The sequence below is a fragment of the Amycolatopsis orientalis DSM 43388 genome (assembly GCF_000411975.1).
Lineage (GTDB): Bacteria > Actinomycetota > Actinomycetes > Mycobacteriales > Pseudonocardiaceae > Amycolatopsis > Amycolatopsis orientalis_D.
The window spans coordinates 44,437-59,169 of the sequence record NZ_ASXG01000154.1 but is presented as its reverse complement, the minus strand read 5'-3'; the positions used below and the strand labels follow the sequence as shown (position 1 = coordinate 59,169).

The window sequence follows — 14,733 nt, the reverse complement described above, 5'->3', positions numbered from 1 at the left end:
CGATACGCATTGATTCGAGCACAGTCAGCTAAATTGCACGAAGGGACCCCTCGTGCAATCTCTTGTCTTCTGCGTCGCAACTCTGGCACGGTGAAAGCTGGGCGACCGAGCGCGGAAAGCTGAAGCTGTGTGGAGGGGGTGATCAGAGATGCAGCTTGAAACCCGTGTGGCTGGCGACGAAGCCCAGTCGTTCGTAGAAGCGGTGCGCTGCCGTCCTCGTTGTATCCGACGTGAGTTGGACTAGGTTGCAGCCGCGTCGTCGCGATTCGTCGATGGCCCACTGCACGAGTTGTGCGCCCATGCCTGAGCCCCGGTGATCACGGTGGACACGCACAGCTTCGATTTGCCCGCGAAGGGCACCACGCCGTGCGAGGCCGGGGATGATCGTCAGCTGAAGCGTGGCTAGGGGTCGGTCGTTTGCCGTTGCGACGACCAGCAGCTGATTCGGGTCTGCCGCAATGGTTTTGAACGCTTGAAGGTAGGGCTCAAGGTCGGCTGGCGAGTCGCGGGTTGCTCCCAGTTGGTCGTCCGCGAGCATTTGGACGATCGCCTCGACATCGTCGGCGCGAGCACGTCTCACAGTGATAGGAGGCACGGCGAATCAGTATTCCATCGAGGGAGTGATGGACGGCTGGGCGCTACGCGGTCTTGTAGCGGCGAACGCCGTCGATGTCTTCGGCTGCGAGCTTGTTCTGCGAGACCAGCAGGTCCAGGTGCGCCCCGGTCTCGAGGACGGCGAGCATCTGATTGAACGCGTCCATTTCGGACAGCTTGCGGCCGCGGCGCGTCCAGCCGAGGCGGTTGGCGGCCTCGAAAGCGGTGCTCGCTCCGGCTTCGATTTGAGCCGCCATCGTTTCGAGACGTTGCCGGTGGTGTTCGAGAAGTTCGTCGATACGGGCGTGCGCGCTGTCGGTGACTGGACCGTGTGCCGGCAACATGCGCCGGTCGGGCATGCCACGAACCAGGCGAAGGGAGTCGAGATAGTCGTTCAGCGGCAACTCGGCCGGAACCGGCTGGAAGCCGATCGACGGAGTGATGTGCGGGAGCACGTGGTCGCCGGAGAACAACAGGTCGGCTGCGCCGTCGACGAAAACCACGTGGCCGTTGGTATGTCCTGGGGTGTGGACCACGTCGAACTCACGGTCGGGCAACACCGCTCGCCGGCCAGGCGTCAGCCATTCGTCCGGCTCTTCCCAAAGATTCGCCTCCGGGTGGCGAGGCTCCGAGCCGAACAGCTTGCTGAGCGCGGTGATGACCTCTTGCCCGCCGCTGAGGCGAAGGAGGTCGAGCTGCGCTTGCATGGGGAACTGGTCTGGGTTGGCGCTCGCGTCGAGCGACGGCTGCTCGAGCTTGCCGAGGGCGATCCGGTTGCCGAACTCGCGCCGAAGCGCGACCGCCTGCGTGTAGTGGTCGCGGTGGACATGGGTGATGAGGAACTCGCGGACGTCACCGAGTTCAGCGTCGATCGCCTTGAGCGCGTCGGCCAGTAACTGGCGGGATTCGTCGAGCGCCCATCCCGAATCGACGAGCACGAGGTTCGTGCCGTCGGTGACGGCGTAGACGTTGACCGCGCGCAGGGCGTCGCTCGGCAACGGCAAGGGGATCCGGTAGACGCCCGTGGCCACTTCGTAGACCCCGGGATCGGCCCAGTTCGGATTACTGCCTTCGGGCAACGGCTCCACGGCGACCTCCGTCCAGGCGGGACCTCGGCGTCCCGGACTTTCCTTACATTGGGCCGTATTCCGGTCGCTGTCCACCTGGCGGGGCTGAGACGCCGGTCACGTGGTCAGCCGCGTTGCGCGGTGAGTGCGACGTCGATAGTCAACGTTGTCGCGATGAGCATGCTGGCCAGCGGCTCGGGGACCTGCAACGGGATCTCTACCCGGCAGGCGTTGCCGCTGATCGGCGAGAACTCCGGCGACGGGTGGGCGACGTGGGCGACCTCGGCGCCGGCGGGGTCCTCGACCGTGACTTCCCATCGTTGCCGGCCGCTGGCGACGACGGTCGCGATCGTCTTGCCTTCGGCGCGCAGGGTGAACCGGACGCGGCCTGCCTCGGTCGGGATGATTTCGCCGATCGGCGTCCCGTCCGCGCGAGTGACCACGAAGCGGGCCAACCGGTCCTTCGAGGGCTTCTCGACTTTGAGGACAGTGCTCTGGTTCGCGTCCCGGACCTCGAACCTGCGGCTGACGTACTGGTCCGATTTCCACAGAAGCTGAATGACTCTGCGCAGAAAACTGGGCGTTGTGACGGAGACCCCGCCAATGTGGAAACCGTGGCGGTCGAATACGCCGTACTCGTCGCCGACGGCGGTCGGCTTCGCCTCCCGGCCGACGTAAAGGACCGGCTCAGTGAAGAGAGTCCGCTCAAAGGAGCGGCTTGACGCCCGGCGGCCCGGTGTTCCGGGCATGCTGCCCCGCCGCGGCTCCCGGGCGGATGCGTCACCGGGTGTTTTGCCGGGCGGTGGCGGGGCGGAGCTGGTCATGACGATCCAGACTAACGCGGTGGCCGCGAATTCGGTGCAGGCAAAGGGATATGCGGCGAATGTCCGGCTATTGCCGCGCGGTCGGGTGAAGCTTGTCCACAGGGGCGGTGCGGACGGCGGCCGCCCGTTCCGCGACAATCCGGCCTGTGAATGAACGACCTTGGCCCGCGGGCGCGGCGACCGGAATCGGGTCCATGCCGGGGACCGATCCCGTCGAGGCCGCAGCCGTGGTGTTCGGAGAGCTTCCCGGCTTCCCGTACGTGCCCGAATTGCCGGCTCGCGGCGTCGGCGCCGACCTGATCGGCCGCACCGCGGCGTTGCTGGTGGACCTCGCGATCGAGGTCGTGCCCAGCGGCTATCGCGTCGCCGGGCGGCCTGGTCACGACCATCGTCGCGGGCGTGACCTGCTTCAGTGGGACCTCGACGCCGTCCAAGCCGCCCGCGAGAACACCGGTGCACCGACCGTGCTCAAGACCCAGGTCGCCGGGCCCTGGACACTCGGCGCGGGGATCGAGCTTGCGCGCGGGCATCGGGTGTTCACCGATCGCGGGGCGCTGCGGGACTACACGGCCTCATTGCTCGACGGGCTTGCTCAGCACGTCGCGGAGCTGACCGCGAGGACCGACGCGCCAGTAATCGTGCAACTCGACGAGCCGTCGTTACCTGCGGTTCTCGCCGGAAAACTGCCGACCCCGTCGGGATACGGCAACGTCCCGGCAGTGCCGGAGCCGGAGGTTCGGGAGCTGCTGTCGACGACCATCGAGCGGATCGGCGCGATGACCGGTCAGCCGGTCGTCGTCCACTGCTGCGCTCCGTGGCCGCCGATCGCCCTCTTCCGCGCCGCGGGTGCTGGGGCCATCGCGTTCGACATCAGCATGCTCGCCGGGGCGTCCGCGGAGCTCTTGGACGAAATCGGCGAGGCTTGGGACAGCGGTATTTCGTTCTTCTTGGGCCTCGTACCCGCCACGGACCCGGCGACGGCTCCGGGGCTGAAGGACCTCGCGTCGCCGGCGCTCAAACTCGTGGACCGGCTGGGGTTCAACCGTTCGATCCTGGCCGAGCGTGCTGTTCCGACGCCCGCGTGCGGTCTTGCCGGTGCCACGAACGAGTGGATGCGCCGCGCCCTCGCTCTCAGTCGCGACCTGGGCAAAGGGTTCGTGGAGCCACCCGAGAACTGGTGATTTCGAGGACGCGCTGCTGCCGCGCCGCGTACCGTGGCTGGTGTAGAGAAACAACCGGGGGAATTCCGAATCATGCGTTTGTTCCGTCGCCGCCGCTCGGAAGCCGACACCGAAGCCGCGCCGCCAGATCCCCGTACGCCATGGCCTGAGCAGCACGTGCCGTCCGATGCCGTTGCTGCGGCAGCTGCGTTCTGGGAAGGGTGGTACGACCTCTTGCCCGAGGTCAGCGCCGCGCTGGGCGAAGGCGAGCCGCATCGCGTCGAGCACGACCTGTGCGTGCTGGTCGAATCGCTGCACCCGCGGCTGCACTTCTCGCTCGAGCGCGGGCGGACCGCCATTTACGCGTTGGTCGTCAGCGGGCAGGAAGACCCGGAGCTGCGCCCGTACACCGACGCCTGGAAAGCGGCCGGTCCGCCGGACGACACGATCTGGGAGTACCACGATTCGGTGCCCCCGGTCCCGGATCCGACCGAGGTGACGGTGAACCTGGGCGAGCACCGGATCTCGTTGGCCGACGTCCGGGTCGTCGCTCAGGTGGACGAGGGCGTGGTCGACGTCGCGGTCCACCATCCCGCTTTCGCGGACCTAGACGAGGACTCGCGAACCACGATGACCTTCCTGCCGCTCGACGCGACGCTGGGCGAGCGGCTCGCCGCCGAGCGCCTTCGCCGGGTCGAGACCGCCGAAGCCGCGCCGGAGGGCACGATCGATCTGCTGGAGTTCCGCGAGCTGGTCCGCGGGCTGACGGAGCAACCGGACGAAAGTGTCGGTGCCTCCGGCTAGGCTCACCACCTGTGAGCAGCACCGACCTTCCCCCAGACCAGGTGGCCGCGGAGGCCGCCCAGGACGTGACCGACGTGCCGGCCGACGTGCGCGAGCGGCACGGCGCGCTCGCCGAGGAGATTCGCGGCCATCAGTTCCGGTACTACGTCCTGGATTCGCCGATCATCTCCGACGGCCAGTTCGACGCGCTTCTCAACGACCTCCAGCAGATCGAGGACGAGTACCCGGCGCTGGTCTCGCCGGATTCGCCGACCCAGAACGTCGGCGGCACGTTCTCCACCGAGTTCACCGCGCACGACCACCTCGAGCGCATGCTGAGCCTGGACAACGTGTTCGACACCGAGGAGTTCCTCGCCTGGGTCGAACGCGTCGAGAAGGAGATCGGGTCCACGGAGTACCTGGCCGAGCTGAAGATCGACGGCCTGGCAATCAACCTTCTCTACGAAAACGGCAAGCTCACCAGGGGGCTCACCCGCGGCGACGGGCGTACGGGCGAGGACGTCACGCTCAACATCCGCGCTCTTGACCAGGTGCCGGACCAGCTCACCGGCACCGAGGAGTTCCCGGTGCCGAAGCTCGTCGAGGTGCGCGGCGAGGTCTACTTCCGCGTCGAGGACTTCCTCGAACTCAACGCGAAAATGGTCGAGGCGGGCAAGCCTCCGTACGCGAACCCGCGCAACACAGCTGCTGGCTCGCTGCGGCAAAAGGATCCGAAGATCACCAGGGAGCGCCGGCTGCGGCTGATCTGTCACGGGCTTGGCAAGCGCGACGGCTTCGAGCCGGTCACGCAGTCGCATGCCTACGACGCGCTGGCGGCCTGGGGATTGCCGGTGTCGCCGCACACGCGTGTGCTGCGGACCGGCAAGGAACTCACCGAGCACATCGCCTACTGGGGTGAACATCGGCACGACGCCGAGCACGAGATCGACGGCGTGGTGATCAAGGTCGACCAGGTCGCCCTGCAGCGCCGCCTCGGCAGCACGTCGCGCGCACCGCGGTGGGCGATCGCATACAAATATCCGCCGGAAGAAGCGATCACGACGCTGCTCGACATCCAGGTGGGCGTCGGGCGAACCGGCCGGGTCACGCCGTTCGCCGTCACCGAGCCGGTCAAGGTCGCGGGCTCGACGGTCGCGCGGGCGACGCTGCACAACCAGGAAGAGGTCAAGCGCAAGGGCGTGCTGATCGGCGACCGGATCGTGATCCGCAAGGCCGGTGACGTGATTCCCGAGGTGCTCGGTCCCGTCGTCGACGCGCGGACCGGCGACGAGCGTGAATTCGTGATGCCCACCGAATGTCCGGAATGCGGTACGAAACTCGCCTATCAAAAGGAAGGCGACAAGGACATCCGGTGTCCGAACACCCGGTTTTGCCCCGCGCAGCTGCGGGAACGGCTGTTCCACCTCGCCGGTCGCGGTGCGTTCGACATCGAGGTGCTCGGGTACGAAGCGGCGGTCGCGCTGCTCGACGCGAGGGTGGTCGCCGACGAGGGCGACGTATTCGACCTGAATGAGGATGCGCTCGCCGAGGTGGAGTTGTTCCGCACCAAGGCGGGCGACTTGTCGGCGAACGCGCGGAAGCTCCTGGCGAATCTCGCCTCGGCGAAGGACCGTCCGCTGTGGAAGGTGATCGTCGCTCTGTCGATCCGGCATGTCGGCCCGACCGCGGCGCAGGCGCTCGCGCGGGAATTCGGTTCGCTGCAACGGATTCAGGACGCGAGCGAGGAGGAACTCGCGGAGGTCGACGGCGTCGGCCCGACCATCGCGCACGCCGTGCAGGAATGGTTCGAGGTCGACTGGCATCGGGAAATCGTCGAAAAATGGCGACGGTCCGGGGTTCGGATGGAGGAGGAGCGTGACGAGTCCATCCCGCGGAATCTCGAAGGACTGTCGATCGTGGTGACTGGTTCGCTCGACGGGTTTTCCCGTGACGAAGCGAAAGAGGTCATCATGGCTCGCGGTGGGAAGGCCGCGGGATCCGTGTCGAAGAAGACGGCGTTCGTCGTGGTGGGCGACTCGCCGGGCTCGAAGTACGACAAGGCTGTGCAGCTGAAGGTGCCGGTGCTGGACGAGAACGGGTTCCGCGCGTTGCTGGAGCGTGGCCCGGAAGCCGCTGCGGAACTGGCGCTCGACACGGGTGCGGACGAGGGGTCTGAGGACGGCGATGAGTGAGATAGAGATCCGCCCGGCGCGGCGGGAGGAGTTCGACGCGGTCGGAGAGGTGACCGTCGAGGCTTACCGGGTCGAGGGGTTCTTCGAGGTCGACGCCGCGTACGAGGCGAAACTTCGTGACGCCGCGGGAAGGGCGGAGCACGCCGAGCTGCTGGTCGCGGTCGATCCGGGCGGCGAGGTCTTGGGTTCGGTCGCGATCGTTCAGCCGGGGAGTGAGCTGGCCGAGATTTCCCGGCCGGGGGAGTTGGAGTTCCGCATGCTGGCGGTCGCGGAAGCGGCGCGCGGGCGAGGGATCGGAGAGTCGCTTACCCAGGCGGTGCTGGATCGTGGCCGGGAACTCGGCGTCGACCGGGTAGTGATGAGCAGTCTCGACGTGATGCGGAAGGCGCACCGGCTCTACGAGCGGATGGGGTTCCGGCGGTTGCCCGAACGGGACTGGCATCCGCATCCGGGGGTCAACCTGATCGCCTACGAATACGGCTTCTGACGTCTCGTTCTTGCAGGTCAGGCGCATTTGCCGATTTTTGGCGAAAGCGTTGGGCGGGGTTGGCCGCCTGTATTCGCCGTTGAGTGGCGACGGTTTGGCGAACCTCGTCCCGGACTCTCGCTGGGGACCGGAGGGATGCCTTGGCGGTTCCGGCGGCGAGTGTCTTTCGGGCGCGAGTGAGCATGGCCGTCGCTGGTGGGGTCCAGTGCATCGGTTTGGCGAGCTTCGGCCGGGTATGCGTTGTAACGGGTGGATGTCTGGCTTCGACTCCAGCTGTCACGCGTGAAGTACGACTCGGATCGAGGAAGCGTGATCATGGCGAAGGTCTTTCCAGCTGCCGTTCCGATTGTTGGCGTTGCCGCGTTCTTGACCGTTGCGTGCGACGCGGCACCACAGCCTGGCGGCACCTCGACAACTACCGAGACCGTGACTGCGACGGCAACCCAGTTCGCGACAGCGACCGTGAGCGCGCCGGTCAGTGCTGCGCAGACCGCGACGATCAAAGTCCCTGACGTGTCTGGCATGAATCACCAGAATGCGCAGGATGCGATGCAGGCCGCTGGGCTGTACAACCTGCGCGAGGTCGATTCGTCCGGAAAGAAGCGGTCGATGATCATCGACCGGAATTGGTGTCAGACCGGTCAGGATCCCAAGCCCGGAACCGTGGTTTCGGCTGGCGCGGTCATCACCCTCTATGCCGACAAGTGCTGATTGCCTCGGCCGGGCGTGTCAGCGGTATCGGTAGCCGTCGGCGGGCAAGGGCACCTTCGTGAGGGAGATTGTCCGCACTTGAGGGCACCTGCTGGCCACTGAACTCGAACGCCACAGGGAAGACCGAGCCAGCTTCGAGCTGGTGCTGACTACGGCGTTCGACGGTTTTGGCCGATTACCGGCAACGGAGGCGTCGAAGCGGCCAGGCGCTCAGCTCTGCCGCTCTCGCACCACTCAGGACAGCTGACCCAAGACTTGGGTCACCCGTCCAGAACCACCGCGACGATCCCGGCGAAATGCGCCAGCCGCGCGACCTCCGCGGCGCGGAAATTAGGCCCGCCCGGCCGCGCGACGAGCATTGCTTTGCCCGGCTTGCCCAGCGGAGTAGCGGCCAGCTCGGTGCCGAGTTCCTTCCAGGTCTCCGGCACCCACGAGTCCTCGCCGTCCAAGACCGTCGCGCGTTCCAGCGGCAGCCACGGCAAGTCCGTGAACGGGTTCTCCGGAGCGGCGCTCGACGAGGCCAAGCGCCGGGGCCCTGATTCCGAGTGTTCGACGATCACCGCCCAGCCGGCGCGGATGATCTTCGGCACACCTTCGGCGAGCAGGTCGAGCCCGGCTTTCGGCTGCGCGGCGATCTCCTCGACCAGCTCCAGCTCGCGGTGGGTGTCGAGGATGCCCGCGTACGGCCGCACCGCGTCGACCTCGACGCCTTCCACGCTCTCGGCCGCGGTGATCAGCGCGTCCGGGAGCCGGCCCGACGGGAGTTCGACCACCAGGTCGTCGATCGCGAGCCCGCCGCCGCGTTCCACCACGTCCACGCTCAGGATGTCGGCCCCGACCGTGCCGAGCGCGGTCGCGACCGCGCCGAGCGTGCCGGGGGAGTCCGGTAGCTGGACCCGGATCAGGAACGACACCACGCGCCCCTCTCGCCTCAGGCGTCCCAGCCCTGTCGTGGGACGCGCTTGCCGGGCGCCGATTGTGACAGACCGGGTACCCGCGGGGGCCCGCCGTCCGGCAAGCGGGACGCCCTGCCCGGCACCCGCGGCCCGATAACCCGGTCGAACCGTCCGACGCCGTCACCATAGACTTGCAGCTTCCGAGAGCACCCGCACAGCACACCCCGGGAGTCACCCGCGTGCCCAACATTTCCCGAGACGAGGTCGCGCACCTCGCCAGGCTGGCCAGGCTGGCCGTGACCGACGACGAGCTGGACGTTTTCGCCGGCCAGCTCGACCAGATCCTGGACTCGGTGGCGAAGGTCAGCGAAGTCGCCGCGGAAGACGTCCCGCCGACCTCGCACGCCGTGCCGCTGACGAACGTCTTCCGCGAGGACACCGTCCGGCCCAGCCTCGCGCAGCAGGACGCGCTGGCCGCCGCGCCGGCCGCCGAGGAAGGCCGGTTCCGGGTGCCGCGGATCCTGGGAGAAGAACAGTGAGCGAACTCGTCAAGCTGACCGCCGCCGAGCTGGCGGCGAAGATCCACGCGCGCGAGGTGTCCGCGGTCGAGGTCGCGCAGGCGCACCTGGACCGCATCGCCGCGGTGGACGACCACGTGCACGCGTTCCTGCACGTCGACACGGAAGGCGCGCTCGCCGCGGCCAAGGCGGTCGACGAGCAGTTGGCCGCGGGGGAGCAGCCGGCGTCGCCGCTGGCGGGCGTCCCGCTGGCGCTGAAGGACGTGCTGACCACGAAGGGCATGCCGACGACCTGCGGGTCCCGCACGCTCGAGGGATGGCTGCCGCCGTACGACGCGACGGTCACGCGCAAGCTGCGCGAAGCCGGTGTCGTGATCCTCGGCAAGACCAACATGGACGAGTTCGCGATGGGCTCGTCGACGGAGAACTCGGCGTACGGGCCGACGCACAACCCGTGGGACCACGCGCGCATCCCGGGTGGTTCGGGCGGTGGCTCGTCCGCGGCGATTTCGGCGTTCGAGGCGGCTCTCGCGATCGGCACGGACACTGGCGGCTCGATCCGTCAGCCCGGCGCTGTGACCGGCACTGTGGGCGTGAAGCCGACGTACGGCGGAGTGTCGCGCTACGGGCTCGTAGCGTTCTCGTCTTCGCTCGACCAGGCCGGGCCGTGCGCGCGTACGGTGCTTGACGCCGCACTGCTGCACGAAGCGATCGCTGGCCACGACCCGATGGACTCGACCTCCATCGACGCACCGGTGCCGCCGGTTGTCGCCGCGGCGCGCGAAGGCGCGAAGGGCGACCTGACCGGCGTACGCGTCGGCGTCGTGAAGGAGTTCGGCGGCGACGGTTACCAGGCGGGCGTGTTGCGGTCGTTCGAAGCTGCGGTGGAGCAGCTTCGCGCTCTCGGCGCCGAAGTGGTCGAGGTGTCGTGCCCGCACTTCACGTACGCGCTGCCTGCGTACTACCTGATCGCACCGAGCGAAGCGTCGTCGAACCTCGCGCGCTTCGACGCGATGCGGTACGGCCTTCGCGTCTCGGACGACGGGCAGCACAGCGCCGAAGAAGTCATGTCGCTGACCCGCGAGAAGGGCTTCGGCGCCGAAGTGAAGCGGCGCATCATGCTCGGTACGTACGCGCTTTCGTCGGGCTACTACGACGCGTACTACGGCTCCGCGCAGAAGGTGCGCACGCTCATCACGCGCGACTTCACGCAGGCCTTCGAGAAGGTCGATGTACTCGTGTCGCCGACGACGCCGACCACCGCGTTCAAGCTGGGCGAGCGCGTGGACGACCCGATGGCGATGTACCTCGCCGACCTGTGCACCATCCCGTCGAATCTCGCCGGCAACGCCGCCATGAGCGTCCCGAGCGGACTGTCCGACGAGGACGGGCTGCCGGTCGGCCTGCAGATCATGGCCCCGGCGCTCGCCGACGACCGGCTGTACCGCGTCGGCGCCGCGTACGAGGCCGCGCGCGACGCCGCTGCCGGCGGCTCGCTCGTGCACCAGGTTCCGGAGCTGGGAGGAACGAAGTGACTGCCGTGGCCGAGTTGATGGACTACGCCGAGGTCATCGAGCGGTTCGACCCCGTGCTCGGGCTCGAGGTCCACGTCGAGCTCAACACGAACACGAAGATGTTCTGCGGCTGCGTCAACGAGTTCGGCGGCGAGCCGAACACCAAGACCTGCCCGACCTGCCTCGGCCTGCCCGGTTCGCTGCCGGTCGTGAACGGCAAGGCGGTCGAGGGCGCGATCCGGATCGGTCTCGCGCTCAACTGCGAGATCGCGGAGTGGTGCCGGTTCGCCCGGAAGAACTATTTCTACCCGGACATGCCGAAGAACTTCCAGACGTCGCAGTACGACGAGCCGATCGCGTTCGACGGCTACCTCGACGTGACCCTGGACGACGGCGAGGTCGTGCGCGTCGAGATCGAACGCGCACACATGGAGGAGGACACCGGCAAGTCGCTGCACGTCGGCGGCGCGACGGGCCGGATCCACGGTGCCGAGCACTCGCTGCTCGACTACAACCGCGCCGGCGTGCCGCTGATCGAGATCGTCACCAAGCCGATCACCGGCACCGGCGAGCGGGCGCCTGAGGTGGCGCGCGCGTACGTCACCGCGCTGCGCGATCTGCTGCGGGCGCTCGACGTGTCCGACGTCCGCATGGACCAGGGCTCGCTCCGCTGCGATGCGAACGTGTCCCTGATGGCCAAGGACGCCACGGAATTCGGCACCCGCACGGAGACGAAGAACGTCAACTCGCTGCGCAGTGTCGAGCGCGCGGTGCGGTACGAGATGACACGTCAGGCGGCGATTCTCGCCGAAGGCGGGTCGATCCGCCAGGAAACGCGGCACTTCCAGGAGGCTGACGGCACCACGTCGTCCGGCCGTGCCAAGGAAACCGCGGAGGATTACCGGTACTTCCCGGAGCCCGACCTCGTGCCGATCGCGCCGTCGCGCGAGTGGGTCGAGGAACTGCGCGCGACGCTGCCGGAGATGCCGTGGGAGCGGCGCAAGCGGATCCAGGAAGAGTGGAAGCTCTCCGACGAAGCGCTGCGCGACCTGCTGAACGTCGGCGCCGTCGACCTCGTCGCGGCGACGGTCGAGGCTGGCGCGACGCCGGACGAGGCACGCGGCTGGTGGGTCAACACGCTGGCTCAGGAAGCGAACACGCGCGAGGTCGAGCTGGCCGAGCTGGCCATCACGCCGGCGCAGGTCGCCGAGGTGATCGGGCTCGTGTCCTCCGGGGAGCTGACGAACAAGCTCGCCAAGGAGGTCGTGCAGGGCGTTCTCGCGGGCGAGGGTTCGCCGCGCGAGGTCGTCGAGAAGCGCGGTCTGAAGGTCGTCTCCGACGACTCGGCGCTGCTCACCGCTGTCGACGAGGCCCTGGCCGCGCAGCCGGACATCGCCGACAAGATCCGCGGCGGCAAGGTCGCCGCGGCGGGCGCGATCGTCGGCGCGGTCATGAAGGCGACCAAGGGCCAGGCCGACGCCAAGCGCGTGCGCGAACTGATCATCGAGCGCGTCGGTTCCTGAGTGGCTTTCTCGCTCCGACGCGTCACCTGGCGCGAGTGGCTCGGCCTGGCGGCCGGGCTGCTCGCGGTCGGGTCGACGGCCTTGCCCTGGACGGTGTTGTCGGCGGACACCGCGACCTCCGACGTCCGCGACGCGTTCAAGACGTTGCCGCATAGCGACGTCGTGCGTACGGCGTGGCATTCGGATCTCTTCTCATGGGGTCCGCCGCTGCTGCTGGCCGTGGTCGGGCTTGCGGTGGTGTTGTTCGGGCAGGTCACCAAGGCACGGGTGAGCGGGCTGCCGCAGCTGTGGCTGGTGGGTGCCCTGACGACGGTTTTGCTGATGGTGATCGGCTGGACGACGCTGGACTGGGTGTTCGACAGCGACCAGCGTGCGTTCCTGGACGCCGCGGGTGTGTCGATCTCGGGCGGCATTGGGCGGTACCTGGGGATGGCGTTCGCGGTCGGGTCGGCCGTGCTCGCGATCGTGGACATGCGGGCGGCTCGGGCGGAGAGCCGGGCTCCGCGTCGTCGCCGCTGAACGGCGACGCGGGTGTTTCCTGGCTGAGCTTGTGGCCATTCGCCGTTCAATGGCGACGGGGAGAGTCTTCCGGTTGGCCCGCCTCCTCGGGTTCGCTGCTGTTGGTGCCTCTGGCTGACGGACGGCATTGAGCGGATTTGCCATTGGGCGGCGATCAGGTTCTCAGCCGACCTGCGGGTTTGGCGGATTCGCCGTTGAGCGGCCACGAGGTATTGCTTGGTCGAGCAGCGGTTCGCCACGGGACAGTGGTCGAGCCGCGATCAGGTGGCGAACGGCTTGGCGGATTCGTCGTTGAGCGGCGACAAGATGCTTGAGGCGGGTCGTCGTCGGAATTCAGATTTACCGCTGGACGGCGAGTCGATAACGGCGGGTCCTGCGGGAGTTGCCGTTGGGAGGCGACGGCGATGGGGCGCGACCGATCTTGAGGTCGATGTCGGCGGCGGTACCGACATCGAGGCACCTGGTTGACGCCGCTGGACGGTTCGGTGAGCGTTCGCCGTTCAGCGGCGACTTGGTCCGAGCTCGCTGTTGGCAGGGAATGCTCGACGGCCAGCTCGCGCAAGGCTGAATGCCACCGACTGCGATGCCGCCGGCCGCGTCGACCGGATCGGCTCTCGCCACTAAACGGCTAATAGCAGGTCAACGCGCTTTCAAGCCCGGCAATGGCTCCGGAAGGCACCCTCGGTGTCAGTCCTTGCCCGGACCGCCGCCCGTGTCGCTCACCACGATCAGGACCACCCGGTCGTCGCTGGAGACCGGTTTGCCGCCGTCTTTGTTGACGGTTCCGGCGACGGCCAGCTGCGGGTTGACCATGCTCATCGCGGAGAGCCGGCCGTACGTCGTGGCGGACTTGCTTTTGCCGTCGAGGGTGACCGTCGGCTTGCCGGTGACCGCTCCGTCCTTGTTGACCGGCACGTTCTGCAAGCCGGTGGACGACGCGATGCCGAGGATGCCGTTCGCGTCGACGAAATCGACGCAGCCGCCGAGCGTGGGCTTGTCCGGCCAGGTCCACGCGGGCGTGCTGAGCGGTTGTCCGGACTGGAGGCGATACACGGCGTCCGGGCCGTTGGCTGGGTGATCGGTCACCCAGGCGCGCTTCCCGTCGGACGAACGGCAAATACCGCCGGGGGAGTGCAGGCCGGACGCGTAGACGGCGGATCCGGGCGTGGGGTTGCCGCTCGCCGGTTTACCGGACACGTCGATGCGCAGGACCTTGCCTGCCAGGGAGTTCGGATCCGCGGCCGCGGCGGGGTTCCCGGCGTCGCCCGTCGCGACGAGCAGTGCGCCGCTTCCGTCGCCGGCCAGCGCGCCGCGGTTGCCGGTCGAGCCCTTCGGGATTCCGGTCAGCACCGGCTTCGGGGTCTGGCCCTTGGCGAACCGCACGACCCGGTTGTCCGACGCCGTGGTGACATAGGCGAAGACCAGCTGGTCCTCGACGTAGCTGGGCGACAGCGCCAGGCTGGTGAGCCCGCCGTCGCCGTCGGCTTGGACGTCCAGCTGCGCGAACGCTGTCGTGTCATGCCCAGAGCTGGCCAGCATGACGCGGCCGGTTTTCCGTTCACCGGCGAGAGCGGCGGGCGCGGATCCCTCGCCGGGAAGTCCGGCGACGGCGGCGACTGTGTCCAGGCACGTGGCGATGACGGCCTTGTCGAAGTCCTTGCAGCCCTGCGGAGGCGGAACCGGTGAAGGCGGCGCTTGCGCGGGGCCGGTGGGAGGACCGCTGCCGGGTCCGTCGCCGTGCTCTTGGACCTGCGGCGGAGACTCCGGGCTCGGCACCGGCGCGGGGGTGAACGTCTGGCCCGCGGCGGTGTCGTCGAACCGCGCGCAGCCGGAAAGCACGAGGCCGCCGCAGGCGAGGAGAGCCAGCGGCGCCGACCACCGGTACCGGGTACGCATGATGCCCCAGCCTAGGTGGCCCGGCGTGAGCCACTGGTAAGTGGTTACC

The 14,733-nt window shown here is 68.1% G+C and carries 15 protein-coding genes; 10 read left to right on the top strand and 5 right to left on the bottom strand.

The window, feature by feature from the left end:
- Window positions 1–142 precede the first annotated feature (142 nt).
- The 3 genes from L942_RS43270 to L942_RS30635 form a co-directional block, all read right to left on the bottom strand.
- On the bottom strand, window positions 143–586 hold the full coding sequence (locus L942_RS43270) for a GNAT family N-acetyltransferase (protein ID WP_081655309.1): 444 nt from the start codon (window positions 584–586) through the stop codon (window positions 143–145).
- Window positions 587–638: 52 nt separating this feature from the next.
- Window positions 639–1,682, bottom strand: coding sequence for an MBL fold metallo-hydrolase (locus L942_RS30640; protein WP_037367190.1), 1,044 nt, complete (start codon window positions 1,680–1,682; stop codon window positions 639–641).
- A 104-nt stretch (window positions 1,683–1,786) separates the two neighbouring features.
- Entirely contained in the window at window positions 1,787–2,410 is a 624-nt protein-coding gene (locus L942_RS30635) for a hypothetical protein (protein ID WP_200862978.1), read from the bottom strand.
- 73 nt (window positions 2,411–2,483) lie between these two features.
- On the opposite strand from L942_RS30635, the gene L942_RS45060 reads away from it, so the two are divergent.
- The 6 genes from L942_RS45060 to L942_RS30610 all read left to right on the top strand — a co-directional run bounded on the left by L942_RS45060 (window position 2,484) and on the right by L942_RS30610 (window position 7,818).
- On the top strand, window positions 2,484–2,639 hold the full coding sequence (locus L942_RS45060) for a hypothetical protein (RefSeq protein WP_200862977.1): 156 nt from the start codon (window positions 2,484–2,486) through the stop codon (window positions 2,637–2,639).
- Window positions 2,632–3,666: a methionine synthase gene (locus tag L942_RS30630; protein ID WP_037367188.1), complete on the top strand. Its 1,035-nt coding sequence runs from the start codon at window positions 2,632–2,634 to the stop codon at window positions 3,664–3,666. The genes L942_RS45060 and L942_RS30630 overlap by 8 nt, the downstream gene beginning before the upstream one ends.
- Window positions 3,667–3,738: 72 nt before the next feature.
- Window positions 3,739–4,449 carry a hypothetical protein gene (locus L942_RS30625; RefSeq protein ID WP_037367187.1) on the top strand — a complete coding sequence of 237 codons (711 nt, stop codon included), beginning with the start codon at window positions 3,739–3,741 and terminating at the stop codon, window positions 4,447–4,449.
- An 11-nt stretch (window positions 4,450–4,460) separates the two neighbouring features.
- On the top strand, window positions 4,461–6,620 hold the full coding sequence (ligA, locus tag L942_RS30620) for an NAD-dependent DNA ligase LigA (protein WP_037367186.1): 2,160 nt from the start codon (window positions 4,461–4,463) through the stop codon (window positions 6,618–6,620).
- On the top strand, window positions 6,613–7,107 hold the full coding sequence (locus L942_RS30615; RefSeq protein WP_037367185.1) for a GNAT family N-acetyltransferase: 495 nt from the start codon (window positions 6,613–6,615) through the stop codon (window positions 7,105–7,107). Before ligA ends, L942_RS30615 begins: the two co-directional genes overlap by 8 nt.
- Before the next feature lie 282 nt (window positions 7,108–7,389).
- Complete coding sequence (locus tag L942_RS30610) at window positions 7,390–7,818, top strand: PASTA domain-containing protein (protein WP_235079515.1); 429 nt, start codon at window positions 7,390–7,392, stop codon at window positions 7,816–7,818.
- A gap of 260 nt (window positions 7,819–8,078) precedes the next feature.
- Here L942_RS30610 and L942_RS30605 read toward each other — a convergent pair whose 3' ends face one another.
- Window positions 8,079–8,732: an amino acid-binding protein gene (locus tag L942_RS30605; protein WP_037367388.1), complete on the bottom strand. Its 654-nt coding sequence runs from the start codon at window positions 8,730–8,732 to the stop codon at window positions 8,079–8,081.
- Between the two features lie 221 nt (window positions 8,733–8,953).
- Between L942_RS30605 and gatC the strand changes: the two genes are divergently transcribed.
- From gatC to L942_RS30585, 4 genes are read left to right on the top strand one after another with little or no spacing between them, the layout of a single operon-like run.
- On the top strand, window positions 8,954–9,253 hold the full coding sequence (gatC, locus tag L942_RS30600) for an Asp-tRNA(Asn)/Glu-tRNA(Gln) amidotransferase subunit GatC (RefSeq protein ID WP_037367184.1): 300 nt from the start codon (window positions 8,954–8,956) through the stop codon (window positions 9,251–9,253).
- On the top strand, window positions 9,250–10,767 hold the full coding sequence (gene gatA / locus L942_RS30595; RefSeq protein ID WP_037367183.1) for an Asp-tRNA(Asn)/Glu-tRNA(Gln) amidotransferase subunit GatA: 1,518 nt from the start codon (window positions 9,250–9,252) through the stop codon (window positions 10,765–10,767). The genes gatC and gatA overlap by 4 nt, the downstream gene beginning before the upstream one ends.
- Complete coding sequence (gene gatB / locus L942_RS30590; RefSeq protein WP_037367182.1) at window positions 10,764–12,269, top strand: Asp-tRNA(Asn)/Glu-tRNA(Gln) amidotransferase subunit GatB; 1,506 nt, start codon at window positions 10,764–10,766, stop codon at window positions 12,267–12,269. The genes gatA and gatB overlap by 4 nt, the downstream gene beginning before the upstream one ends.
- Window positions 12,270–12,788 carry a hypothetical protein gene (locus L942_RS30585; protein ID WP_037367181.1) on the top strand — a complete coding sequence of 173 codons (519 nt, stop codon included), beginning with the start codon at window positions 12,270–12,272 and terminating at the stop codon, window positions 12,786–12,788. It begins immediately after the preceding gene.
- A gap of 687 nt (window positions 12,789–13,475) precedes the next feature.
- On the opposite strand, the gene L942_RS30580 is transcribed toward L942_RS30585, so the two are convergent.
- Window positions 13,476–14,684 (bottom strand): PQQ-dependent sugar dehydrogenase, encoded by a 1,209-nt coding sequence (locus L942_RS30580; RefSeq protein ID WP_037367386.1) that lies wholly within the window; start codon window positions 14,682–14,684, stop codon window positions 13,476–13,478.
- Between the last annotated feature and the right edge of the window lie 49 nt (window positions 14,685–14,733).